Genomic DNA, 24,561 nt, shown 5'->3' with positions numbered 1-24,561 from the left:
ACCTGATGGGCTTCCCGCGCCGGCCGATGGTGATGCTGCCGCCTCAATCTGGGCATGGCGGATCATGGTGTTCTGCTCCCCCCGTGAAGCACGATCTACGGCGTTGCCGACCAGGCGGCCCTGCCATACGCAATCTCGATTCGGACCCTAGCACCGAGGCGGCGCTCCGTAAACCAATGGCCAGAGCGGGGAGTTGGTATGCAAAACGAATGTGACGGTTAATCCGGGGGACGCTTGCGTGACTTCCGGGGGAGATGTATCGAGCCACTGCCGGCGCACGGCCGATACCTCCCGACCCGCTGACGCGCCACCCCGACAGGAGGGTGGAGATCAGCTTGGGCGGGAGGTCGGAATCCGCGATTCCTACTTGGCTTTCGCCGCCGGGTCGGCCTTCGTCAGGGTGCAGACGCCGTCCACGCACTGACGCTCGAGACGCCCGCGCGAGATGGTCTGCGCCAGGCCGACCATCCAGCAGGTGGGGCAGCCGCGGAAGGCGATCAGGGCCAGCGGAGCCGCCAGCAGGCTGGCCGGGCCGACGACGGGCACCATGGCGATCGAGCCGATGATCAGCCCGAAGCCGATGACGCCGCGCGCCAGGTGGCGCGGGACGGACTTGCTGGCGAAGTTCGGCGCCGCGGACGGTGCGGCGACCGTGGTCGGTGCGATGACCGGGGACTTCGTGCCCTCGGGGGGCTTCACGATGTTCACGGTGTTCATGGTCGTGACTCTCCTTCGACTGGCTGGTCGATGGCTTGATCTGATGCCTGGTCGGTCGCTTCCAGCGCGTGACGCAGCGCCGCGCGTGCTCGGTGCAGCCGTGACTTCATCGCGGCGGTGCTCAGGCCGAGCGTCCGGGCGACGGTCTTGCCCGGCAGGCCCTGCACGTCCCGCATGATCAGGACCTGTCGCTGCTCACGGGGAAGGGCGCTGACCGCGGCCGCGATCCGCTCCACCTCCAGTCGGTAGAGCACGGCCTCCTCCGCGGACGGTTCCGCGCATGTCTCCGGCTCGGCCGAACCCTCCTCGCGCATGGCGATGAGCGTCCGTACCTGCCGGAGGCACTCGTTGCGTACGATCCGGAACATCCATGAGGCAAGCGCGCCGGTGGCCCGCAAGGTGCCGATCTTCCGGTAGAGGATGATCAGCGCCTCTTGTGCCGCGTCCTCCGCGTCCTGCGGCGAGGCGCACAGCGATATGGCGAACTTGCGCACATGCGGCTGCGATTCCATGACGACGGTGGTGAGCGACGTGACGTCGCCGTCCTGAGCGGCCTTGATCAGCCGCTCGTCAGGCCAGGGGAAGCGTTGGTTCATGTGCTACTCATACCGGAAGGCGCCCCGCGCGCAGGCGCTGGTCAGCTTCGGCTCTTGTTGAAGCGCCGCATCAGGTGCCAGCTGCACGCACCCACGAGCACTACGCCGATCACGATGATGGCAGTGACCATAATTGCTGTTCCTCCCGGTTTCGCCCGGCCCGTTCGGCCGGTACACACATAAGAGACGGGGAGGTGCCGAGAGGATTCGCCTCCCGCCGAAGTTTTTTTCGGAAGGTTCCGGGGCGGGCGCTAACGGCCGCCGAGGAGGTCGCCGACCGCCGCGACACCTGCGGTGATGGCGCGCTCGCCGACGTTGCCGAAGCCCAGGACCAGCCGCACCGGCTCCGTGGCGTGCGAGGCGCGGCAGGTGCTCATACCGTAGAGACCGACGGACCGGGCACGGGCCGCGGCGACGAGCGCCTGCTCGTCGGCCGGCCGTGTGAGGTGGGCGACCGCGTGGAAGCCCGCCGCGAGGCCGGACACCCCGACCCCGGGCGCATGCTCGGCGAGCGCCGCCACCAGGGTCTCGCGCCGCGCCGCGTACGTCGTCCGCATCCGGCGCAGGTGCCGGTCGAAGCGGCCGGACTCGATCATTCTGGCGAGGGCCAGCTGGTCGAGGGCGGGCGACCCGCGGTCGCTCAGCCGCTTCTGCTCGACGACCGTCCCGATGAGCGCGGCCGGGCAGAGCATCCACCCGATGCGCAGCGCCGGCGCGAGGGACTTGCTCACGGTGCCCAGGGAGATCACACGGTCGGCGGCGAGCCCCTGCAGAGCGCCCACCGGCCCCCGGTCGTAACGGAATTCGGCGTCGTAGTCGTCCTCGACGATCACCGCGTCCCGACTCCTGGCCCACTCGATCAGAGCGAGCCGCCGCTCGGGCGCCAGGGCGACGCCGGTGGGCCACTGGTGCGCGGGGGTCACGACGACGGCGCGGGCACCGGTCGCGGCGAGCGCCCGCACGTCGATGCCGCGCTCGTCGACCGGTACGGGGACCGCCGACATGCCCGCCCCGGACGCGGCGGCGGAGACGGTGGCCGGCGAGCCCGGGTCCTCGTAGGCCACCGTGCGGACACCCGTACCGGCCAGGGCGCGCAGCGCGAGACCGAGGCCCTGCGCGTAGCCGGAGCAGATCACGATCCGCTCCGGGTCCGCCGCGGCGGCGCGCACCCGCCGCAGATACCCGGCGAGGACCTCCCGGAGATCCGCACTGCCGCGCGGGTCTCCGTACCCGAGCGCCGACGTCGGCATGGCGCGCGCCGCCTCGCGGGTGGCCCACAGCCAGTCCGCGAGCGGGAATCCGGCCAGGTCCGGGACGCCCCAGGTGAAGTCGGCCAGCAGACGCGAAGGGGCCGGGGGCGGTGACGCGGGCGCCGGTGGCGCCCCCGCGCCCGAGGCGACCCGGGTGGCGGAGCCGACCCGTGTCACCAGATATCCCTCGGCCTGCAGCTGGGCGTAGCACTCCTGCACGAGCCCGCGCGACACCCCGAGCATCCGGGCGAGTTCGCGGGAGGACGGCAGCCGTTCACCCACCCTCAGCCGGCCGCTCCGGATCGCGTCCCGCAGTCCGAGTTCCAGCTGGGACCGCAGCGGCGCTCCGCTGTCCCGGTCGACGACCAGCAGCAGCTCGGGCGACAGACCGGACCACTCCAGAGGCATGGAATCGGATCTTACCGACGACCCGCCCGGCCCCTAGCGTCGTCGGGTGACCAAGATGCTCAACTTCCAAGCGGAGGGCGCCGCTTCACGGCCGCCCCTGGTGACGCGGCCCCTGCTGCTGCGCTTCGTCTCGATCATCGGCGCCTCGACGAGCTTCTACCTGCTCCTGTCGGTCGTCCCCCTCTACGCCGAGGCGACCACCGGGGGCCACGGCGACACCGCTGGGCTCACCACGGGCGCCCTGATGCTGGCCACGGTCGGAGGCGAGCTGGCCACTCCCCGGTTCGTCGCCCGCTTCGGCTACCGCCTCGCGCTGGTGGTGGGACTGGTCCTCCTCGGTGCGCCCGCGTTCGCGCTCTCCTTGTCCGGGGGAGCGCTCTGGATCGCGGCGGTCTGTGCCCTGCGGGGTCTGGGCTTCGCCCTCACGGTCGTCGCGGGCGGCGCCCTGACGGCGTCGCTCATCCCGGCCGAGCGCCGCGGCGAGGGTCTCGCGCTCGTCGGCATCGTGTCCGGGGTTCCCTCGCTGGTGGCGCTGCCGCTGGGGGTGTGGCTGGCGGCGCACGTGGGGTACGGGCCGGTCTTCGCCGCCGGCGCCGTTGCCGCACTCGCCGCCATCGTCTCGGTACCTGGCCTGCCGGACCGGGACCAGACCTCCGGGCGGTCGCTCGGGGTGACGGCCGGCTTCCGTACAGCCGCGCTGTTGCGGCCGACCCTCGTCTTCGCGGCCACGGCGCTCGCCGCCGGAATTCTCGTCACCTTCCTCCCGCTCGCCGTCCCCTCGGCCTCCGCGGGCGTCATCGCCACGGCCCTGTTCGCCCAGTCCGCGGCGGCGACCGCGGCCCGCTGGGTCGCCGGCCGGTACGGCGACCGGCACGGACCGGCCGCGCTCCTCCTGCCGGGCCTCGTTCTCGCGGCCGCGGGAACGCTGCTCACGTCCCTGACGCGCAGTCCGGTCGCCGTCGTCATCGGCGTGGCCCTGTTCGGGGTCGGCTTCGGCGTCACCCAGAACGCCACCCTGACGCTGATGTACGCGCGCGTCTCCGCGTCCGGTTACGGCACCGTCAGCGCCCTGTGGAACTTCGCCTTCGACGCCGGCATGGGCGTCGGGGCCGCCGGCTTCGGGCTCCTCGCGAGCCGCACCGGCTACCCGGCGGCCTTCGCCCTCACCGCCGCGCTGATGCTCACGGCCCTCGTCCCCGCCTGGCGCGACCGCCGGACGGAGAGTTCCCCTGACTGAGCGGCCGCCGGGCCGGGAACTCCTGCGACCGGCCGACCGGCCGACCGGCCGACCGACCGACCGGGCCGGGAACTCCCGCGGCCGACCGGCCGCCGTCACATGTGCGGCTGGCCGTAGTACCGCGCGAACTGCTCCAGATAGTTCGGCTCGTCGGCGTGCTTCGCCTGGTCGAAGTCGGGGGCGTCCTTGATCTGGTCCTTCGTCCGGTCGACGTACACCTTCTCCTCGACCGTGTCGATCAGCTCGATCGTCCCCGCCGGGAGGAGGACACGCCTGCCGAAGATCCAGACCCCGACGTCGACGACCAGATAGGAGGAGCCGACGTCCTCGGAGTGCTTGTCGATCTTCCCGATGGCGCCGTCGGTGGCCTCGACCTTGTAGCCGACGAGATCCACTCCGGCCTGGTAGCCGGAGCCCGGGCGGTAGTTCCAGATGTCGAACTCACTCATCGTGGCACCCCCTCTCTGCCTCCACCTCCATGGTCTCGTGGGTCACCGCCGCACGCACGTCGTCACCGGCGGTGACCCGGACAGGCGAGGCGCGTGGCCATACGGCCGCCCGTCCCTTGCCGACACCGCCCGGAGGGGCACCGTGAAGGACTGAGAGTCCCCGTGGTCCTGGGAGCGATGACGGCCGTGGTCGTCCTGTCCGCCTGCGGCGCGCCGCAGGCACGCCAGGACGGAGCGACCCGGGCGGGCCGGTTCTTCGAGGAGTCACTCGGCTCCGGGAACGTCCGCGTGGCGTGCGGGCCGCTTGCTCCGGAGAGACGTGAGCAGCTCGAGGAGGGCGAGGGGAAGCCGTGCGAGGAGGCGCTGCCGGCGCAGGGCCTGCCGCGCGGCGGCCGTGCGCCGACTTCTGGAACCGGTTCCTGCAGAACTGGCAGTCGGAACTCCTCGCCGTGGCGGCGATGGCGATCCTCTCCGTCTACCTGCGCCAGCGCGGTTCCCCCGAGTCCAAGCCCGTCGGCGCCGCGCACGAGGCCACCGGCGTCGAGGGCTGACGCGGTCCCCGCCGCGCGGCGTACCGGCGCGGCGGGAACCGCGTCAGCCGGAGCCGGGGTGGGTGCCCACCGAGCCGTGCCGTTCCCGTATGGCTCGCGGAGGCGCGCGGTTCTACCGTGGAGGGATGGTCTCCCGACCCGCCGGGATACGGTCCCGGGCCGGGCGGATACGGAGCGTGATCCGCCGGTTCCGGGCCGGGCATCGATGGGCGCCGGTCAAGGACCTCGACCTGTGGCAGCGTTCGCTGGGGTTCGCGGCGCTCGCCTTCCTCACCCTGGTGCCGCTCCTGATCGTCGAGTCGGCGGCGGACGCGGAGAGCGGGAAGGGGTTCGCGCAGTGGGTCGGTGACGGCATCGGAGTCTCCCAGGCCGCCAGGGCGGAGATCGAGCGGCTGTTCGCGCTGCCCGGTCAGGTGCGGCGGTCCACGACGGCGTTCGGCCTCACCCTGCTCGCCGTCTTCGGCCTCAGCTTCGGCACGGTGGTGCAGAGCGGGTACGAGAAGGTCTGGGACCTGCCTCCGGCCCGCTGGCGGGCCCGGTGGCGGCACGTGCTGTGGCTGACCGTCCTCCTCGGGGTCCTCTACCTGTTCGCGGTCGCCCCGTTCTGGCACGGGGCCCCGGCCGGCGGCGTCGTCTCCCTGCTGAGCGGCACGCTCTTCTTCTGGTGGTCGCAGCGACTGCTGCTCGGCGGCCGCGTCGCGTGGACCGCGCTGTTGCCCGGTGCGGTGGCCACCACGCTCGGACTGCTCGGGCTGAGGGTCTTCTCGCGGTTCGTCTTCTCCCCGCTGATCGCGTCCAGCGCCGTCACGTACGGCCCGTTCGGCGCGTTCCTCGTCCTGGAGTCCTGGCTCGTCGCCGTGGGCGTCGTCGTGTTCGGCGGCGCGCTGACCGGGCGCCTGATCGAGGACGAACTTCGTCGTGGGTCCCGAGCGTCGAAACGGTGAGGGCGAAGCCCGGGACCACCGCCGTCGGCGTGAGGGGCCGTGTACGGGCGTGGAGCGGGCGCGTAACTCCCTTGTCTGCAGGGGTGGTTGACGAAAGGTCTGGACCAACCTACGGTCTGCTGGAGCGCGCGCCATGCCCAGGACCACCCCCCCACGTCCCCAGGAGCACGCATGCCAGGCCCTCGGATCACCCGTGTCCTCGGAGCGGGTCTCGTCACCCTGCTCGCCGCCGCCGTCCTCGCAGGACCCGCCGCCGCCGAGGGGGCGAAGCCCGCCGCGGCCCCGTCGTCCGCCGCCGCGGACACCTGCGCCCTCAAGCCGAAGCCCGCCGGGAAGGTGCTCCAGGGGTACTGGGAGAACTGGGACGGCTCGGCCAACGGCGTGCATCCGCCGTTCGGCTGGGCGCCCATCGACGACCCGCGCTTCGCGGCGCACGGCTACAACGTCATCAACGCCGCCTTCCCCGTGATCCGCTCGGACGGGACGGTGCTCTGGGAGGACGGCATGGACAGCACCGTCCGCGTCGCCACCCCGGCGGAGATGTGCCGCGCCAAGGCGGCCGGCGCGACCCTCCTGTTGTCGATCGGGGGCGCCGCCGCCGGGATCGACCTGAGCTCCCGCGCCGTCGCCGACCGCTTCGTCGAGACCGTCGTGCCCCTCCTGAAGACGTACAACTTCGACGGGATCGACATCGACATCGAGACCGGTCTCGTCGGCAGCGGCAGCATCGGCACCCTGTCCACGTCGCAGGCCAATCTGGTGTACATCATCGACGGGGTCCTCGCCCGCATGCCCGCCGGTTTCGGGCTGACGATGGCGCCGGAGACCGCGTACGTCACCGGCGGCAGCGTGGCCTACGGGTCGATCTGGGGCGCGTACCTGCCGATCGTGAAGAAGTACGCGGACAACGGACGCCTGTGGTGGCTGAACATGCAGTACTACAACGGCAGCATGTACGGATGCTCCGGTGACTCCTACTCCGCCGGCACCGTCGCCGGGTTCGTCGCCCAGACCGACTGCCTGAACCGCGGCCTCGTCGTCCAGGGCACCACGATCAAGGTTCCGTACGACAAGCAGGTCCCCGGCCTCCCGGCCCAGCCGGGCGCCGGCGGCGGGTACATGGCGCCGTCGGCCGTCGCCCAGGCCTGGAACCACTACGGCGGCTCGCTCAAGGGCCTGATGACCTGGTCGGCCAACTGGGACGGCTCGAAGGGCTGGACCTTCGGAGACAACGTGAAGGCACTTCAAGGCCGCTAGGGCCTGTCTGACCGTTCCCGCCGGGTCCGGCCCGCTCGGCACGCACTCCCCCGTAGCCCTTGGGGCACGGGAGGTGCCCCCGCGCCGCACGGCCGAAACACCCGAGTAGCTCCGCCCCCGCTCTCGGCTTCGCTCGAGCGGGGGGACCCCCATCGAGGGCGTCCCGCACGCCGATCGCACGCACCGAACGCCCCGGCCCGATCCGACGCGAATTGTCAGACAGGCCCTCGGGGGTCGCGAACCCCTCGCCTGTTACTTGCCGGTAGGCAATGATGGTGGGTGACCATCCACACGGCCGGGGCTGAGGTAGCGGTGACGACTTTCGACGAACGGACCAGGGTGCACGCCTTCCGGGACGACGCCCTGGGAGAGCACGACGCCGTCGGACTCGCCGAGGCGATCCGGCGCGGCGAGGTCGGCGCCGCCGAGGCCGCACGGGACGCGGCCGAGCGGGTACGGGTCGTCGAGGAGCGGCTCCACGCCGTCCAGGTGCACGCCGACGCCCCGGCGCACGCCGACGCCACCGGCGGCGCCTTCGCGGGCGTCCCCACCTTCGTCAAGGACAACACCGACTACCAGGGGCTGCCCACGGGCCACGGCAGCGAGGCCTTCACGCCGAGGCCGGCGCGCCGGCACGCGCCGTTCGCCCGGCAGTTCCTGAGCAGCGGCGTCACGGTGCTCGGCAAGACCCGGCTGCCCGAGTTCGGCTTCAGCCCGACCACGGAGTACGAGAACGCCGAGCCCGTCCGCAACCCCTGGAACACCGGCCACTCCGCGGGCGGTTCCTCGGGCGGCAGCGCTGCGCTCGTCGCCGCCGGAGCGGTGCCGATCGCCCACGCCAACGACGGTGGCGGCTCCATCCGGATCCCCGCCGCCTGCTGCGGGCTCGTCGGCCTCAAGCCGACCCGCGGACGGGTCGTGCCCAACGCCCAGAGCCGCCAACTGCCCCTGGACCTCGTCGCCGACGGCATCGTGAGCCGTTCCGTACGGGACACCGCCGCGTTCCTCGCCTCCGCCGAGACGTACTGGCGCAACCCGAAGCTGCCGCCCCTGGGCCTGGTCGAAGGCCCCTCCGGGCGGCGGCTGCGCATCGGCTTCCTGCTGGACTCGCCGAACGGCGTCGCCTCCGACACCGCCACCCGCGAGGCCGTCGAGGAGACGGCGGCGACGCTCGAACGGCTCGGGCACACCGTGGAGCCGGTCGAGATGACCATCGACCCGCGCTTCACCGAGGACTTCCTCACCTACTGGGGAATGCTGTCGTTCCTCCTCGGCGCCACCGGCCGGACCCTCGGCGACGGCTTCGAACGGCAGCGCATGGACGGCCTGAGTCGCGGGCTGCGTGAGACGTACGTGGAGAACTGGCGGCGCACCCCGGGCGTCCTGCGGAGGCTGAAGCGCACGAAGGAGGCGTACGCGGCGGCGTTCCGCGGACTCGACCTCCTCCTCACGCCCGTCCTCGCCCACCCCGCGCCGCCGATCGGCCACCTCGCCCCGGCCGTCCCCTACCCGACGCTCATCGAACGGATCCTCGCGTACGTCGCGTTCACCCCGGTCGACAACGTGGTCGGCACCCCGTCGGTCTCGCTGCCCAGCACCCGGGCGACGGACGACGGGCTGCCCGTCGGCGTCATGTTCTCCGGCCGCCCCGGCAGCGAACGGACCCTCCTCGACGTCGCGTTCACCCTGGAGGCGGACCGGCCGTTCCGGCGGATCCAGGACCTCTGAACCCGGAGAGCCGCCCCCGGTGACGGGACGGAGGGCCGGCTGAGGCAACGGGTCGAATCCGGCCGGCCGGCCGGGGCGTCGCCCCGGCCGGCGCCGGCGCCTCATCTACCCTCTGCCGGAACCACCGCTCTGTTCTGAAGGGGAATCCCGTGCCCTCTCGGCTCAACCCGTACATCACCTTCGACGGCGACGCCCGGCAAGCCATGGAGTTCTACAAGGAGGTCTTCGGCGGCACCCTGGCGCTCAACACCTACGGGGAGTCGTTCGGCGACAAGGAGGCCGGAGACACCTCCGGCAAGATCATGCACAGCATGCTCGAGACCGACAGCGGCTTCACCCTCATGGCCGGGGACCTCCCCCCGGGCATGCCGTACCAGCCCGGCACCAACATCGCGGTGAGCGTCAGCGGGGAGGACGCCGACGAACTGCGCGGCTACTGGGACGCGCTCTCCGGCGACGGCACGGTCTCCGTCCCGCTGGAGAAGCAGATGTGGGGCGACGTCTTCGGCATGTGCACGGACCGCTTCGGCATCACCTGGATGGTCGACATCACCACCACGCGGGACGCCTCCTAGGGATGTCCTGCCGATCAGGGTCGGACAGCTCCTAGCCGCTGACCCGTTCGGCCAGGCGCACCATGGCCTGTTCCAGTTCACGGCGCGCCCCGAACGGGACGAGCGCGGCGCGCCCCGGGACGCGGACACCGCCGGTGAGCGCCACCCGGGTCCGGCCGCCCTCGTCCACCGCCGCCATCCCGATCACCAGGAACCGGCTCTGCATCCAGCACCAGCCCGGCCGCAGGACGCCGTGGAACCGGGCCCGCAGGCCGTAACGGCTGTGGGCGAGGGCCTCCACCCGGTCCCCGTCCCGGCGCAGGACCCGCACCGACCGCATGTCGGGCTGGAACTCCCCGAAACCGCCCTCCAGATCGCCCATGACGCCCCACACGGCGTCGACCGGCGCGGGAAGCACCCGCTCCACGATCCGCGCGCCCCGGACACCCGCGGCCATCACCCGCAGCCGCCGCACGTCGTCGATCACCGGGCCGTCCCCCTCGCCGCTCGTCTTCTCGTCGCTCACGCGGACCACGCCCTTCGGAAGCTCTGCCGTGCCCGGTGCAACCGGGACTTCGCCGTGCCGGCCGGCACCCCGAGGAGTGCCGCCGCGGCCTCCTCGTCCATCCCCTCGACGTCCCGCAGCACGAGCACCGCCCGGTGCGCGGGCGACAGCCGGGCCAGGACGTCCCCGATGTCGGCGGCCAGCTGCGGATCGCCCCGCTCCGGCACGTCGGGGAGCTCCGCCGGCCGCGCCCGCGCGGCCCGCCTGGCGACCCGTACCGCCTCCCGTACGGAGATCGCCCGCACCCACCCGTACAGCGCCTCGGGCTCCCGCAGCGACCGCAGCGAGGTGAAGACGGCGACCAGCGCCTCCTGCGTGGCGTCCGGCCCGTCGTCGAGGGCGATCGGCCGGCAGATCCGCGCGATGTACGGGGTGAGGTGGTCGAGCAGGTCGTGCAGGGCCAGAGTGTCGCCGCGCCGGGCTGCTCGGACGAGCGCCACACCCCGGTCGACGGGATCGGCGACCTCAGCGGGCGGCACGCAGCGCCGCCCATCCGAAGACCAGGCTCAGGGGCGTGTACAGCAGCGCGTTCAGCCAGGGGAACGCCGCCCCGGATCCGTCCCGGCCGACGACGATCCACACCAGGCCGGCCGCCGCACGCAGCAGCATCCCGCCCGCCACGGCGTACGTGACGAGGCGAGGGATCCGGCGGCCGCGGACGCCGCGCGCGTGGGCGGCCACGGCGACCGCCGCGCACCCTTCGAGCACGGCGAGCGGCAGCACCACCGCAGGACCGAAGGACACGACACTGCCGAGGACGGCGAGCGAGAGGCTCCGCTCGTCGGCGGCGGGCCAGGTCAGGCCGGTGGCCCAGTAGACGTGCGTCAGCGCGAGGACGGCGAGCAGGACGGCGACGGCACGCCCGCCGCCGGCCGCGCGAGGCCGCTCGATGTCGATGACCGCCATGGGGTCCCTCCGTATCGGGATAGTGGTCGAGATCGTGTCGGCGCCGAAGGGCGCCGACACCTGAAGGAGGACCCGTCCCCCGCGAACGTTCCGTGTGATCCGGGTCACGCGCCGCCTACCGCCCGATGTCGACCACCCGGGCCCAGTCCGGCGGCCCGGCCGGCACATGGTCGGGATCGTCCTCGCTCCACGAACGGAACGACCGCGCACGGGGGAACAGACCCACCACCGTCCGGCACGCCGGGCGCGTTTCGGGCCACGGCGTCTGACCGTCGGTCAGGACCACCAGCACGTCCGGCTTCGGGCGCGCCCGCAGGGCCGCGGCGAAACCGGTGCGGAGATCCGTGCCGCCCCCGCCCAGGAGCGGGATGCCCTCGGCGCGGCACAGCGGATGGACGACCCGCGCCGCCGCGTCGCACGGCAGCACGGTCACCAGGTCGCGACGGCCGCCCACCGCCCGGGAGATCGCCGCGACCTCCAGGAGCGCGCTGCCCAGCTCGGCGTCGCTGACCGAACCCGAGGTGTCGATGACGACCGAGACCCGGGGCGGGCTGCGCCGCAGGCTCGGCAGCACGGCGCCGGGCACCGAGGCCGAGCGCCGCGAAGGCCGCCCGTACGAGTAGTCGTCCCCGGCGCCGGAACCGTAGGCCGCCGACCTGACCGCCGCCCCCAGCAACTCCCGCCAGGCCTGCGGCGGATGGAAGGCCTCCTCGGCCCACCGTCGCCACCCCATCGGCGTGCTGCCCGGCAGGCCGGTGATCGCCTGGGCCACCCGGAACCGGACGGCGTCCTGCTCCTGGGCGCTCAGCCCCCGGGCGCCGTCCGCTCCGAGGTCCCAGGCCCGTTCGAGACCGTCGGCACCGCTGCCGCAGTCCAGCCAGCCCGCGTCCCTCGTCCGCGGGCCGAGCTGGAACTGCCGCAGGTAGTCCTCCATGAGCTCCCCCTCGGGAAGCCCCAACAGCCGTGGATGGACGGCCCCTTCGGGCATGGGCAGCCCGTCGCCGAACACGTCGTCGTTGATCTCGCAGTCCGCGGCGATGTTCATGCGCAGCCGCTCGCCCGAACCCGTCAGGCCGCGCTCCCGCGCCACCCGGTCGCTGCGCCCGTGGTGGTCGCGGAGCAGGTGCGTCACCTCGTGCACCCACACCCCGGCGAGCTCGTGGACCGGGGTCCGGTCGACGAACCCCGGCGAGACGTAGCAGCGCCAGTGGCGGTCCACGGCCATCGTCGGCACCGCCCGCGACTCCACGGTGTGCAGGGCGAACAGTGCGGTCGCCAGATACGGCCGGACGCGTACGGCGTGCAGGCGGGCGGCGTACAGCTTCTCCAGGTCCAGCGAACCGGCCGTGACGTCCCCCGCCGTGTCCGCCGCCGTCGCGCGCGGCGTCATCGCCCCGCCCCCGGGCCTGCCGCCGTGCCCGCCGCCACGCGCTCGCCCGCCCGGTCCGCGCGCCGGGACAGGGACACGACGCCGGCGAGCCGCTCGATCGAGGCCGGAACGTCCCAGTCCTCCCGGCGCAGTCCGGCGAGCGTCGTCGCCGGCACGACCACCAGATCCGGGGCCCCCGACTCGAGGGCACGGGCGAGCAGCGCCCACGCCGCGTCCCAGCGGTTCTTCTCCGGGCGGCGGGCGACCGCCTCCACGACCCCCTCAAGGGCCGCCTGACGACGGTCCCCGCGCTCGGGCAGCTCGGCACCCTCGGGGTCGGCGAGGAGCAGTTCGGGATCCGGGAGGTCCATCCGGTCGAGCCAGGCCAGGAGTTCAAGCCCCGGCCCGTCCCCGACGACCCCCCTCACCAGCTGCGAGAGCACGTCCCGCTCGACACCGGCCGCGGTCGCGAAGGCGATCAGACGCAGCGCCATCTCCCAGCTCCGGGGCGAGGGCCACGGACCGCCCCGCATGGCCTCGCTGTTCGGCAGCCGGTGCACGAGCGCCGGGCGGGCCGTCAGCAGACCGCAGACCGCCCGCCGCGCCACGTCCACGGCCTCGGTCAGCTTCTCCGGGTCAAGTCGGGGGAGCGTGGTGCGCGGCCAGGTGCCCCCGAGGCCGCGCACCACGACCTCGACGTCGTGGGTCCACCGCAGATGGACGAAACGGTTGGCGAGCGGCGGGCTCAGCTCCCAGCCGTCGGCCGCCGAGGACCGCGGATTGGCGGCGGCGACGATCCGTACGTCGGGCGGGAGGACCAGCGTCCCGATCCGCCGCTCCAGGACGAGCCGGAGCAGCGCCGCCTGGACGGCCGGGGGAGCGGTGGACAGCTCGTCCAGGAACAGCAGGCCCCGGCCTGTCCGCACCAGGCGCACGGCCCAGTCCGGCGGGGCCATCGGCACGCCCTGTTCCGCGGGGTCGTCCCCGACGATGGGCAGCCCGGAGAAGTCGGTGGGCTCGTGCACGCTCGCGATGACCGTGGTCAGCGGCAGGTCGAGCGAGGCGGCGAGCTGGGTCAGGGCGGCGGTCTTGCCGATGCCCGGCTCACCCCACAGGAGGACCGGCAGATCGGCGGCCACCGCCAGGGTCAGCGCCTCCAGCTGGGGGTCGGGCCGGGGCTCGGTGGTGGTGTCGCGCAGCAGGGCCGACAGAGCGCCGGCGACGTCGAGTTCGGAGGACGGCGCCGGGGCCGAGGACACGGGTGAGGGCATGGGAGATCACCTGGGGAAGGAGGGCGGAACCGAGGTTTCCGTCAGCGGGAGGAGGAAGAAGAGAAAGCGGACACGGCGTGGCGCGGGTGGGCGCCACGCGCGCGCGTGCGGCGGCTGTCCGGACGGATGCGGCGGGTGGGTACGGAAGGGGGCGCGAGCTCCCGGCCGGGAGCGGGGCCGGCGAGCCCGGCCCGGTAGAGCCCGTACGTGACGCGCCGCCGCGCCGCCGCCTCAAGGGCGTCCCGGAGTGCGCCGTCGCGCAGCAGAGCGGCGGGGCCGAGCAGGCCCTCGACGACGGCCAGCGCACCGGCGACGTCACCGTGGTCGAGCCGCTCGCGCACACCGGTGAGGCAGTCCGGACGCCGGTGCGCCTCGTCGACGGCCCGTACGCAGGGGAGCGCGGTGCCGGTCAGCGCGACGAGGAGCTCCTCGCGCCGGAGTTCGGCCGGGTCGTGGTCCAGCGGTGTCAGGACCCCGTCGACCAGGCCGATCCGGTGCCGGGCACCCCGGCACTCCACGAGGCGCGGCGCACCCGCCCGGTCGGGCGGACGGGGCGGTCCGGCCGGTACGTGGCCGGGTACGAGCGCGGCGGCGACCAGCGGGTGCAGCTGCCCGGCCTCCACGAGACCGGCCCGCAGCAGCGCCAGGTCGGGCGGCTGCCAGGTGGCCGCGTCCGGCAGGACGGGCACCCGGGCGAACGCGCGCCGGGCGGCTGCGCTCCCCGGCGCCGGCCGGGGCGGCGCCGGGGGTGCGTCCCCGGCCGGGTCGCCGTCCAGGAACAGCCGGTGCTGTGTGCCCAGGCGTACGGCCACCGGACCCGCCGGTCTGCCCTCGGCGCGCAGCAGGATCGCCGCCTCGTCCGCCCAACGGTCCACGGCGCAGGGGAGCCCGCCCTGCGGAAGATCCGGCGAAGGAACGTCGCGGGGCGGTCCGTCGGCCCCGGAGCGCGTGCGCAGTTCGCCGGCCCGGCTCGCGTCCCAGAGGTGACGGTGCAGGTCGAGCCGGAACCGGGGGTGCGGATGGGGGTGGGGGTGCGCAGGCGCGGGGTGGTGGCCGGTGCCGGACGGGGACCGGTCCCAAAGCGCGAGGCTGATGCGCTGGCCGGAGTCCGCCCAGGCGGGCGGGGTCCGGGCCACCAGATGCACGGGGCCCGTGCCGTCGCGTCCCCCGGTGTCGTACCGGGCGAGAGCGACGGTGAGTCCGGGGCGGAGCAGCCCGTCCGGGGCGATCCTCGGCATGTGCCAGCGCAGCAGGTCCGGGGCCAGTCGGCGCAGATCGGCCCGCACGCGGGCCGCGAGTTCCGTACCGTGACCGCGCGCCAGCGCGCGGAGGTCGAGATCGACGTCGACGTGGGCGGCGGCGCAGGCCCCGGCCCAGTCCCCGGCCTGACGGCGGGTGGTCGCGGTCTCGATCATGGAGGGCGGCACGGCGAACTCGCGCACGCGCAGCCAGCGGGAGAGGTGGGAATCCTCGTACGCGGAGGGAGTGGCCATCAGCACTCACCTGTTGCGGACGGGACCCCCGATCTGTGAAGGGTGTGAGTCGTCATCGCGATCATCGTACGGGCTTTCGCAGGGGGACGGCACCCTCTTTTCCGTGCGTGCCGTCCAGGCCCTCGCGTGCCCGGCCGTACTGCTGGGGATGGTCCATGGCGCCGGGCAGGGCGAGGGCCGTCCGGAACTCCTGGTGGGCCTCGGCGCGACGGCCCGCCGCCGCGTAGGTGCTGCCGAGTCGGATGCGGATCTCCATCTCCAGCCAGGTGCTGGTGTGTTCGGTGAGCGTGGACAGGGCCTCGTGGTGGGTTTCGACGGCCGCGTGCAGTCGGCCCCGGCCGTGCTCGGCGGCGGCGAGCTGCGACAGCGCGGCCGCACGCAACGTCGGATCCCCCGCCTGCTCGGCGAGTCCGGCGGCCCGCCGCAGCAGGTCCGCGCTCTCCGTGTGGCGGCCCAGGGCGCGGTGGGCGTCGGCGACGAAGCACAGGGACTGGGCGATCGTCCGGGGGCGGCCGTTCTTCTCGGCGAGGGCGAGAGCGGCGCCGTAGTGGTCGAGGGCCTCCTCGGGCCGGCCGCGCAGGGCGTGGATCGCGCCGAGGTTGCAGGCCGAGACCCCGGTCAGCCAGTCGTCGCCGAGGCCGGCCGCCAGCTCCAGGGCCCGGTTCAGGAGGCCGAGGGCCTCGTCGACCCGGCCCAGCGGCCACAGCGCCACGCCCGTCCCGGCGATCGCGCGGGCCTCGTTCCGCGGGTCGCCCTGGTCGCGGGCCTGCCGCAGGGCCTCCGTGAACCAGCCGTGCGCCTGCCGGAACCGCCCCCGGTGGATGTCGACGATCCCCATGCAGCTGCGCAGCGCGGACGCCGGCCGCCCGTCGGTGGCCATGTCCGCGCAGGACAGCGCCAGTTCGAGCGAGGCCCGGGCCTCGTGGTGATGGCCTTGGCGGAGCTGGTGGTCGACCAGGGCCTCGGCGAGCCGGCAGGCGTGGTCGTACTCGCCCGCGGCGGCAGCGGAGGCCACCACGTCGACGAGTTCCCCGCCCGCCGCGTCCAGCCACTCCGAGGCCTCCCGCTGGCCGCCGAAGGGGGACCCGGCGGCGCCGGGTGCGGCGGGGAACGTCTCGGGACCCCAGTCGCCCGCGATCCGGCCGGCCGCCGTGTAGAGGCCCAGCAGCGCCGCACGGTCCGCGGCCGCCTCCTCGGGTGACGCGGCGGCGAGCTGCCGGGCGTGCGCCCGGACGAGATCGTGCAGCCGGTAGCGGCCGGGGTGCGGCTCCTGGAGCAGGCTCGCGTCGACCAGGTCCTCCAGGACCGCCTCGGCGTGCGCACGGGGACGGCCGAGGACGGAGGCGAGGCCAAGCCCGTCGAAACGGACCGTCGGCACGACCCCCAAGGCCCGGAACCCGCGCCGCAGTTCCGGTTCGAGCCGGTCGTACGACAGACGGAAGGCGGCCTCCACACTGCGGTCCTCCGCCCGCAGCTCGCCGAGGCCGCCCGTGCCGTCGGACATCCGGCCGGCCAGGAACTCCAGGGTCCAGGACGGTCGGTTCTGCAGCCGGGCGCTCGCGATCCGCAGCGCCAGCGGCAGCCCGGCGCAGCGCCGGGCGAGCTCCAGGGCCGCCTCGGGCTCGCGGTCCGCGCGGGACTCCCCGAGGAGCGTGCGGAGCAGACCGACCGCGTCGCCGTCGTGCAGGGGCTCCACGGTGACCCGCAGATCGGCGTCGAGACCGGGCAGGCGCTGCCGGCCCGCGACGAGGACGCGGCTCCCCGGTCCCGCGGGCAGCAGCGGCCGCACCTGCTCGGCGCTCCGGGCGCCGTCCACGACGAGCAGCAGCCGCAGCCCGCTCGTGGCCGCGCGCCAGGCCGTGACCAGGTCGACCAGGCTGTCCGTACGGTCCGTCCTGTCCGCGCCGTCCCTGTCCGTGCCCGTACTGTCAGCGTCCGCGCCGTCCGTGCCCGTGCCCGGACCGTCCTCGTCCGCGCCGTCCGCGTCCGTGGGGAGTTCCTCGCCGCCCCGTACCGTGCGGAGCAGCCGGCGCAGGGCCCGCTCCGGGCCGACGCCCGCACGGGCGGCGCCGTACGCCTCCAGGTCCACGAACAGGCACCCGTCGGGGTGGTCGGCGGCGAGGGTCCAGGCGGCGCGCACGACCAGCGCGGTCTTGCCGACCCCGGCCGTCCCGTCCACGGTCGTCACGGTCACCGCGCCCGGGCGGACCGGGCCGGTCAGGAGGGCGAGTTCGGCCTCGCGCCCGACCAGACAGGCGGTGTCGCCCGGGAGTTCGTTGCGGCGGGGACGGCCGGCACGGCGTGACCCGCCGGCGTCGACCGGCTCGGCGGGCTCGTGATGCGCGGGCGGCGCCTGCCCCGCGAGGGCGCCCGTCACGGGCGCTTCCTCCGCGGGGGCGTCCCGCAGGGCGTACGCGGCGGCCGTCCGGGCCCGTGCCCCCGGCCCGAGCAGCAGCGTGTCGTCCCGGCGCAGCACCGCCTGGTGCATCCGCCGCAGGTCCTCGCCGGGCTCCACGCCCAGCTCGTCGAGGAGCCGGGCGCGGGTCTCCCGGTAGACGGCGAGCGCCTCGGCCTGCCGGCCGCTGCCGTACAGCGCGCGCATCCGCAGGGCGGCGAGGGGCTCGTCGTACGGCAGGGCGAGCGGCGCCGCCATGAGGCCGTCCAGGGCCTCCGGGTGCCGCCCGAGCAACACGAGGCACTCCGCGCGCTCCTGGTGCAGGGCCCGGCGCAGCCGGGTGAGGCGCTGCCGCTCGGTTTCGGCGAGCGGACCCGGCAGGCCGGGCAGGGGCTCGCCGCGGAGCAGTTCGAGTGCCCGCCCGCCCGCGTCGAGGGCGGTGGCGAGGTCACCGGAGGCCTTCGCGTGCCGGCCGAGCGCCGCCTGCTCGGCGAGCTCGGCGAGGTCGGTCCGTGCCCCGCCGGGCGCGAAGCGGTAGCCGCCGCGCCCGCCGCCGATCACCGACCCGTCCGGCCCGAGGTCCGGCAGGTCCAGTGCCCTGCGGAGCGCGTAGACGTAGCTCGGCAGGACGCGGTGGCCCGTGCCCGGCGGTTCGGCTCCCCAGACGTCGTCGAGGAGCTGCCGGTACGTCACGAAGCCCGGGGCGCGCAGGACCAGGGCGGCGAGCACCGCCTGCCGCCGTACCGGACCCAGGGCGACCGGCACCTCGCCGCGCAGGGCCCGGACGGGCCCGAGCAGGTCGATCCGCAAGGCCCCGCTCGTTGCGTCCGGGCCCGTGTCCCGGCCCTCCGGCTCCCCGTTCACGTCGTCGCCCCCACGTCCCCCGTGCGTGCGGTGCCCGCACCGCTTCCCAAGTCCTTCGCTTCAGCAGCATTTCATCGGCCTTGCAGCGGGCCGCGCGAGGGTGGGCCCCGTCGGGCCGGCTGCCGCCGTGGGGGCGGCAGCCGGTCCCGCGTCGTCGAGAGCGAAGGACACACCGTCATGTCACAGGCCAGCAGCACGCCCGGCGCGCGGCCCACCCGGCGCGGCCGATGGGAGCGCTACCGGGTCACCCACCCGTTCTCCGCGCGGGACCAGGCCGGTCTGTGGGGCGCGATCGTGGGGGTCGTCGCGCTCGCCGTCCTGCTCGGCTGGGCGCTCGATATGAAGGGCGGCGTCGTCATCGTCGCGGCGGTCCCGTTCATCGTCTCCTGGTACGAGAACCGTCGTACGGCCTTCCAGTTCGACGCGGCCGGCGCCCGGTTCGGCACCGTGCTGGTGCCGTGGAGCGACCTCACCCAGTTCGTCGTGGCCACCCCGGAGGGCGCGCCGCACGTTCTGATCGGCGCGCGGCTGCGCCCCGGCGTCGCCCTGCCGGCGGGCGGGGCCGTACCGGCGCACGACCCGGCCATCCCCGCGCCGGTCCATGTCGCCGTCCCCCGCGCCAAGTTCGACCTGCGGAAGATGGTGAGCAAGGCACGCAGGTACGCGCCGTCCCACGTCCAGATCGTCGTCGCCGATCCGTCGGGCGAACGCGTCGCGAACTAGGGCCTGTCTGACCATTCCCGCCGGGTCCGGCCCGCTCGGCACGCACCTCCCGTAGCCCTTCGGGCACGGGAGGTGCCCCCACGCCGCACGGCCGAAACACCCGAGTAGTTCCGCCCCCGCTCTCGGCTTCGCTCGGGCGGGGGACCCCCATCGAGGGCCTCCCGGCGCACGCCGATCGCACGCACCGAACGACCCGGCCTGATCCGACGCGAATGGTCAGACAGGCCCTAGGAGCTCAGCCGATGCACCTCCCGCCGCAGCCCTGGTACACCCCGCGCCCGCCGCAACAGACGGTGCCGGACAACCCTTACGCCCCGGAGGGGTACACCCCGCCCGGGCCGCCGCCCCGGCGCGGACGCTTCGGCAGGGGCCCGGTGATCGCCACGGTCGTCGCCCTGCTGCTCCTGGCGACGGGCGGTGGCGTGTACGCCGTCAAGGGCGGCTGGTGGAGCGGTCCGTCCGCACCGGTCGCGGAGCGGACCCCGCACCCCTCCGGGACGCCGACCCCGCCCCGTACCCCCGCCGTCCGCACGCCCGAACCGAAGCGGATCCCGACGACCGAGGAGATCAACGCGGGGCGGAAGCCGGGCGACGCGACGGCGTGGATCGTCGACGACCGGACCGATCTGCCCCGGCGCTCCATCGAGGTCCACGACCTGTGGACCGTCGGCGACACCGTCGTCCAGGCCCTCTACAAGAGGGTCACCGCCTTCCGCCTCTCGGACGGCGCCGAGCTGTGGAGCGTGCGCCTGCCCGCGCCCGTCTGCGAGACACCCGCCGCCCCGACGCCGGACGGCAAGGTGGTCGTGGTCCACCAGAACCGCGAGGCCTGGCGCGGAGCCCGCTGCAACCAGCTCCAGATGATCGACCTGCGCACCGGGAAGGCCGGCTGGCACAAGCAGCTCGCCGAGACCGGCTCCATGGACGACACGATCATCGTGAACAGCGCCCTGAGCGGAGACGTCCTCGCCGTCGGCCAGAGCATGAAGGCCGCCGCGTACCGCGTCGGCGACGGGACCAAGCTCTACGACATCCCCATGGAGAAGAACGGGAGGTGCTACCCCGACGACGTGGCGGGCGGCGCCCGGCTCCTGGTGAAGTCCGACTGCGCGATCAGCGTCGACCGGACGAAGAACCACAGCCTGCTCCGCGCACTCGACCCGCACACCGGAAAGGCCCTCTGGGACTTCAGGACCCCACCGGGGACGGAGATCGGCAAGGTGCTCTCCGTCGACCCGGTCGTCTTCACCACCTTCCGCGGGGCACGCGGGGACAACTGGCGCGTCGTCGCCCTCGGGCCGGGCGGGAGGCTCCGCACCACCATCGACCCCGGCGCGAAGGGCTTCAAGCTCTGCGCCGACGCGGGGGATTCGGGCGAGGACATCCAGGACTGCCCGGGCACGCTCGTCGGCCGGAACGCCGTCTACATCGGCGGTACGGACCAGGTCGGCGCCTACGACCTCGGGACCGGGAAGCTCGTCTGGGGCATCAAGTCCGCGGACAGCACCCTCCACCCCCTGCACGCGGAGGCGGGCTCGTCCGCACTCGTCTACGAGGCGGCCTCGGCCGGCCGGCCGGGCGGGATCGTCCGGCTGGGCCCGGGAGGCGTGGACACCGAGGAACGGGTCCTGAACCACCCGGAGTCCGCCCGCTCCACGGAGCGCGGCATGCTCGCCGGACACCTGGCCTACGCGAACGGCCGGATCGTGATCACGCCGTCGGTCGTGAGCGGCGACGACGTGTCGCACGAGGCCCGCATGCTGTCCTTCGCGCCCGCGGCGCCCTGAGCGGCCCGGGACGCGGACCTCACCCGCGGAAGGCGGCGGGGCGCTCGGGGGAGGCCTCGGCGAGGGCCTCGGTGACCGCGTCCACGCCGGCGCGGAGCCCGTAGACGGGGGTGTCGGGCTGCTGGCGCCAGGACTCGTCGATGCCGCCCGCGTCGACGGTGTCGAAACCGAGCTCGTCGATCAGCGCGCGGACGGTGTTCTTGGCGGCCTCGTCGTCGCCGGCGACGGGCACGGCGATGCGCTCGGGGTCACCGGCCGGTCGGGGCCGCTCCAGGATGTCCTGGGCGTAGGTGCCGTTGAACGCCTTCACGACCGGATGACCCAGGTGGTTCTGCGTCCAGCGGCTCTCGGTCAGGCCCTCGTCCTCGATGGCGGCGATGCGGCCGTCGCGCTCCCTGGGGTAGTAGTTGCCGGTGTCGACGACGACGAAGCCCTCGGCGGCGCCGTCCAGGACCTTCTCGGGCAGGTCCGGGATGTGCTTCAGGGGGATGGTGACGACGACGAGCTCGGCGTCGCGGGCCGCCTCCGTGACGGCGACCGGGGTCGCTCCGGTCTCCGCGGCGAGCGCCGCGAGGGTCTCGGGGCCGCGCGAGTTGGCCACGGACACGTCGTGGCCGAGGGCGGTGAGGCGGCGGGTCAGGTTGCCGCCGATGTTTCCGGCGCCGATGATGCCGATCTTCATGAGCTGTCCTTCGTGGGTGCGGGCGGACTGGATCCGGGACCGGGGCCACGAGCTCCCCGTCGGTCAGGCTGAACGCCGCGAGGGGGAGGTTTCTTCCGGGCGGACCGTACGGAAGTGAAGGAACGGAGGAGGTCGGTCGCTCTCCGTCGTGATGTGGCCCATGGTTCGGTTGATCCCGCACGGGGCCGCCGCCGCCTCAACTATGTTACTGACGTGGACCAGTTGATCACCGAAGATCCGACGCGCATCGGCCCGTACCGTCTCATCGCCCGGTTGGGCGCGGGCGGGATGGGACTCGTGTACCTCGGCAGGTCGGAGGCCGGGCGGACGGTCGCCGTGAAGGTGGTGCAGGCCGAGCACGCCCAGCACCCCGAGTTCCGCCGGCGCTTCGCGCGCGAGGTGGCGGCCGCCCGTCGGGTGGGAGGGGAGTGGACGGCGGCCGTGCTCGACGCCGACACCGAGGCGCCGGTGCCGTGGGTGGCGACCCAGTACATCCCCGGCCCCGATCTGACCACCGTGGTGGCGAAGGACTTCGGTCCGCTGCCCGAGCACTCGGTGCGCACCCTCGCCAACCGGCTCGCCGTGGCACTGCAGTCCGTGCACGGCGCCGGGCTGATCCACCGCGACCTGAAGCCGTCCAACGTCCTGGTGACCGTGGACGGACCGCGCGTGATCGACTTCGGGATCGCGCGGGCCATGGACGGCCTCGGCGGGGACAGCCTGCACACCCGCACGGGCATGCTGATCGGCTCGCCCGGCTTCATGTCGCCCGAGCAGGTGCGCGGGCTCGAACTGACCCCGGCCAGCGACGTGTTCTGCCTGGGCGCCGTCCTCGTGTACGCCGCCACCGGCCGGCTCCTCTTCGGCGCCACCGACACCGGCCTCAGCGCGCACCTCTTCCGGATCGCCGAGGAGGAGCCGGACCTGACCGGCGTGCCGGACTCGCTGATCGATCTCGTACGGGCCTGCCTGCACAAGGACCCGGCGCTGCGCCCCACGCCCGCCGAGGTGGCGGAGCGCACGGCGACCGACCGGGCCGAGGAGTGGCTGCCGGGCTCCGTGCTCGCCCAACTCGGGCGCCGTGCCGCCCAACTGCTGGACTTCGCGCCCGAGTCGCGGGTCACGCCGCAGGACCCGCGCATCCCGTCCCAGCCCCAGGCGTACCCGCCGCCGCCCGCCTACATCCCGACGGCGCCGGTGGGCGGCAGTCCGGTGCAGCCGGGGTTCGGGCCGGCCGTCGGTACCGTGCCGGGCGCCTGGGGGGCGCCCACCGCCCCGCCCGGCCTGTCGGGCCCTTCCCCCCGGCGCTGGTGGGGCCTGGTCGTCGCCGCGCTCGCGCAGTTCCTGGTCCTCGTCGGTTCGGCGGGCACGAACGTGGCGCTGCCGGTCATCCAGGCCGACCTGCACCTCTCCGTCGACGACCTCGGTCCGTTGTCCCTCGCCTACGGGGCCGGCTTCGGCACACTGCTCCTGCTCGGCGGACACCTCACCGATCTCCTCGGCCGCAAACGGGCGGCGATCATCGGCCTCATCGGCTTCGCCGCCGCCTCCGTGTTCGGCGGCCTCGCCCCCTCCGCCGGCATGCTCGTCACGGCGTACGCCCTGCAGGGCGTGTTCGCCGCGCTGCTCTCCTCGGCCGCGCTCGGCCTGGTGGGCGGCGGCTTCACGGACCCGAAGGAGCGGGGCACGGCCTTCGGGGTCTACGCCGCGATCGCCGGCGGCGGACTGGCCGCCGGCGCGTTCACGGGCGGCTGGCTGGTCGAGAGCCTCAGCTGGCGCTGGTCGCTGTTCGCCGCGGTCCCGCTCGCGCTGATCGCGCTCATTCCCGCCTTCCTGCTCGTCGACGACCGGTCGAGCGGTGCCCCGGCCCGCGTCGACGTGGGGGGCGTGCTGCTCGGCACCGGCGCGCTGGCCGCCCTCGTCCTCGGCTTCCACCGGGCCGAGGCGGTCTACGGTTCCCAGAGTGCGGGCCGCGGCTGGACCGAACCCCTGACCGTGCTCCTCCTGCTGGCCGGTGCGGGCCTGCTCGTGACCTTCGTGTGGTGGCAGACCAGGCCGAGCGGCACGCTCGTCCCGGCGGAGCTCTTCAGGGACCGTGACCGTGCCGGCTCCCTCCTCGTCCTGGCGCTCGTCGGCATGGGCACGCCCATCCTGTTCCTCATCCTGTACATGTATCTGCAGGGCGCCCTCGGATACAGCCCGTCCGAGCTGGGCAGCGCCCTGCTGCCGATGGCCCTCGCCGTCGCCGTCGCCACCCAGGTCTCGGGCTTCCTGCAGGGCCGGGTCGCGCCCCGCCTTCTGATCGTGCCGGGACTGGTCCTGGCGGCCGTCGGCGTGGGACTCCTGGCCCGCCTCGAGATGGACGCCTCGTACGCCGCCCTGGTGCTGCCCACGCTCCTCCTCGCCGGTCTCGGGCTCGGCCTGGCCCTGGGGCCGCTGCTCGCCACGGCGACCGGCGCGGGCGGTCCGCAAGGCTCCGGAGGCACGGCGGGGACGGTCCTGGCGGCCCAGAACATCGGCGCCTGGCTCGTCGTCCCGCTGTTCGGCAGCGTCCTCGCGTCAGTGGTCTCGGGCCGACTCGACGGTGTGTCGGGCATTCCGGAGAACTTCTCCGGAGCCGTCCGGAGCGGCGTCCTGATCGACCCGCACAGGGTCCCGCAATCGCTGGCCGCGGTCATCACGCAGACGAACGACGCCATCCTGAGCGGCTACTCCGTCGCCCTCTGGTCCATGGCCGGGCTCCTGCTCCTCGCGAGCCTCCTCGCAGGTCTGCTGATCAGGACCAGGGCCCCGGAACGGTCGCGGTAGGCGCGAG

Annotated in this window: 20 protein-coding genes and 1 pseudogene; 9 read left to right on the top strand and 12 right to left on the bottom strand. The window is 74.1% G+C overall.

Annotation, left to right across the window (positions count from 1 at the left end; genetic code table 11):
- Nucleotides 1-363: 363 nt before the first annotated feature.
- From ACN9M0_RS03130 to ACN9M0_RS03120, 3 genes are all read right to left on the bottom strand, one after another.
- A complete protein-coding gene (locus ACN9M0_RS03130) occupies nucleotides 364-717 on the bottom strand; it encodes a hypothetical protein (RefSeq protein ID WP_366042418.1) in 354 nt (117 codons plus the stop codon).
- Nucleotides 714-1,313 carry an RNA polymerase sigma factor gene (locus tag ACN9M0_RS03125; protein WP_366042417.1) on the bottom strand — a complete coding sequence of 200 codons (600 nt, stop codon included), beginning with the start codon at nucleotides 1,311-1,313 and terminating at the stop codon, nucleotides 714-716. Before ACN9M0_RS03125 ends, ACN9M0_RS03130 begins: the two co-directional genes overlap by 4 nt.
- A gap of 251 nt (nucleotides 1,314-1,564) precedes the next feature.
- Nucleotides 1,565-2,971: a PLP-dependent aminotransferase family protein gene (locus tag ACN9M0_RS03120; RefSeq protein WP_426403065.1), complete on the bottom strand. Its 1,407-nt coding sequence runs from the start codon at nucleotides 2,969-2,971 to the stop codon at nucleotides 1,565-1,567.
- Nucleotides 2,972-3,026: 55 nt separating this feature from the next.
- Between ACN9M0_RS03120 and ACN9M0_RS03115 the strand changes: the two genes are divergently transcribed.
- Nucleotides 3,027-4,208 (top strand): MFS transporter, encoded by a 1,182-nt coding sequence (locus ACN9M0_RS03115; protein ID WP_399695712.1) that lies wholly within the window; start codon nucleotides 3,027-3,029, stop codon nucleotides 4,206-4,208.
- Between the two features lie 95 nt (nucleotides 4,209-4,303).
- Here the strand turns inward: ACN9M0_RS03115 and ACN9M0_RS03110 are convergent, their stop codons facing one another.
- A complete protein-coding gene (locus ACN9M0_RS03110; RefSeq protein ID WP_366042415.1) occupies nucleotides 4,304-4,657 on the bottom strand; it encodes a PRC-barrel domain-containing protein in 354 nt (117 codons plus the stop codon).
- A gap of 398 nt (nucleotides 4,658-5,055) precedes the next feature.
- On the opposite strand from ACN9M0_RS03110, the pseudogene ACN9M0_RS03105 reads away from it, so the two are divergent.
- The 5 genes and pseudogenes from ACN9M0_RS03105 to ACN9M0_RS03085 form a co-directional block, all read left to right on the top strand.
- Nucleotides 5,056-5,208: pseudogene (locus ACN9M0_RS03105) on the top strand (DUF6766 family protein); the annotation flags it as partial.
- A gap of 125 nt (nucleotides 5,209-5,333) precedes the next feature.
- The gene (locus tag ACN9M0_RS03100; protein ID WP_426403064.1) at nucleotides 5,334-6,152 is read left to right on the top strand and encodes a ribonuclease BN; all 819 of its coding nucleotides are present in this window, start codon (nucleotides 5,334-5,336) and stop codon (nucleotides 6,150-6,152) included.
- Nucleotides 6,153-6,323: 171 nt separating this feature from the next.
- Entirely contained in the window at nucleotides 6,324-7,409 is a 1,086-nt protein-coding gene (locus tag ACN9M0_RS03095; protein WP_426403063.1) for a chitinase, read from the top strand.
- Between the two features lie 312 nt (nucleotides 7,410-7,721).
- On the top strand, nucleotides 7,722-9,137 hold the full coding sequence (locus tag ACN9M0_RS03090; RefSeq protein ID WP_366042412.1) for an amidase: 1,416 nt from the start codon (nucleotides 7,722-7,724) through the stop codon (nucleotides 9,135-9,137).
- Nucleotides 9,138-9,286: 149 nt separating this feature from the next.
- Nucleotides 9,287-9,712, top strand: a complete 426-nt coding sequence (locus ACN9M0_RS03085) for a VOC family protein (protein WP_366042411.1) — start codon at nucleotides 9,287-9,289, stop codon at nucleotides 9,710-9,712.
- 31 nt (nucleotides 9,713-9,743) lie between these two features.
- Here ACN9M0_RS03085 and ACN9M0_RS03080 read toward each other — a convergent pair whose 3' ends face one another.
- The 7 genes from ACN9M0_RS03080 to ACN9M0_RS03050 form a co-directional block, all read right to left on the bottom strand.
- The gene (locus tag ACN9M0_RS03080; RefSeq protein WP_366042410.1) at nucleotides 9,744-10,217 is read right to left on the bottom strand and encodes an SRPBCC family protein; all 474 of its coding nucleotides are present in this window, start codon (nucleotides 10,215-10,217) and stop codon (nucleotides 9,744-9,746) included.
- The gene (locus ACN9M0_RS03075; protein ID WP_426403062.1) at nucleotides 10,214-10,735 is read right to left on the bottom strand and encodes an RNA polymerase sigma factor; all 522 of its coding nucleotides are present in this window, start codon (nucleotides 10,733-10,735) and stop codon (nucleotides 10,214-10,216) included. Before ACN9M0_RS03075 ends, ACN9M0_RS03080 begins: the two co-directional genes overlap by 4 nt.
- Nucleotides 10,722-11,162, bottom strand: coding sequence for a DUF3995 domain-containing protein (locus tag ACN9M0_RS03070; protein WP_366042408.1), 441 nt, complete (start codon nucleotides 11,160-11,162; stop codon nucleotides 10,722-10,724). Before ACN9M0_RS03070 ends, ACN9M0_RS03075 begins: the two co-directional genes overlap by 14 nt.
- A 115-nt stretch (nucleotides 11,163-11,277) precedes the next feature.
- Nucleotides 11,278-12,552: a DUF2201 family putative metallopeptidase gene (locus ACN9M0_RS03065; protein WP_426403061.1), complete on the bottom strand. Its 1,275-nt coding sequence runs from the start codon at nucleotides 12,550-12,552 to the stop codon at nucleotides 11,278-11,280.
- Entirely contained in the window at nucleotides 12,549-13,802 is a 1,254-nt protein-coding gene (locus ACN9M0_RS03060) for an AAA family ATPase (protein WP_426403060.1), read from the bottom strand. Before ACN9M0_RS03060 ends, ACN9M0_RS03065 begins: the two co-directional genes overlap by 4 nt.
- A gap of 41 nt (nucleotides 13,803-13,843) precedes the next feature.
- Nucleotides 13,844-15,295: a hypothetical protein gene (locus ACN9M0_RS03055; RefSeq protein WP_426403059.1), complete on the bottom strand. Its 1,452-nt coding sequence runs from the start codon at nucleotides 15,293-15,295 to the stop codon at nucleotides 13,844-13,846.
- A 61-nt stretch (nucleotides 15,296-15,356) separates the two neighbouring features.
- A complete protein-coding gene (locus tag ACN9M0_RS03050; RefSeq protein WP_426403058.1) occupies nucleotides 15,357-18,500 on the bottom strand; it encodes an AfsR/SARP family transcriptional regulator in 3,144 nt (1,047 codons plus the stop codon).
- A 231-nt stretch (nucleotides 18,501-18,731) separates the two neighbouring features.
- Here ACN9M0_RS03050 and ACN9M0_RS03045 point away from each other — a divergent pair, with 231 nt between their 5' ends.
- Nucleotides 18,732-19,277, top strand: a complete 546-nt coding sequence (locus ACN9M0_RS03045) for a hypothetical protein (RefSeq protein ID WP_366042696.1) — start codon at nucleotides 18,732-18,734, stop codon at nucleotides 19,275-19,277.
- A gap of 242 nt (nucleotides 19,278-19,519) precedes the next feature.
- Nucleotides 19,520-21,064, top strand: coding sequence for a PQQ-binding-like beta-propeller repeat protein (locus ACN9M0_RS03040; RefSeq protein ID WP_366042697.1), 1,545 nt, complete (start codon nucleotides 19,520-19,522; stop codon nucleotides 21,062-21,064).
- A 19-nt stretch (nucleotides 21,065-21,083) separates the two neighbouring features.
- Here the strand turns inward: ACN9M0_RS03040 and ACN9M0_RS03035 are convergent, their stop codons facing one another.
- Nucleotides 21,084-21,779: an NADPH-dependent F420 reductase gene (locus ACN9M0_RS03035; RefSeq protein WP_366042701.1), complete on the bottom strand. Its 696-nt coding sequence runs from the start codon at nucleotides 21,777-21,779 to the stop codon at nucleotides 21,084-21,086.
- 180 nt (nucleotides 21,780-21,959) lie between these two features.
- Here ACN9M0_RS03035 and ACN9M0_RS03030 point away from each other — a divergent pair, with 180 nt between their 5' ends.
- Nucleotides 21,960-24,554, top strand: coding sequence for an MFS transporter (locus ACN9M0_RS03030; protein WP_426403057.1), 2,595 nt, complete (start codon nucleotides 21,960-21,962; stop codon nucleotides 24,552-24,554).
- Nucleotides 24,555-24,561 lie beyond the last annotated feature (7 nt).

Source organism: Streptomyces sp. R-07 (assembly GCF_049913175.1).
In the GTDB taxonomy this organism is placed as follows: domain Bacteria; phylum Actinomycetota; class Actinomycetes; order Streptomycetales; family Streptomycetaceae; genus Streptomyces.
This window is presented reverse-complemented; position numbering and strand designations above follow the sequence as displayed.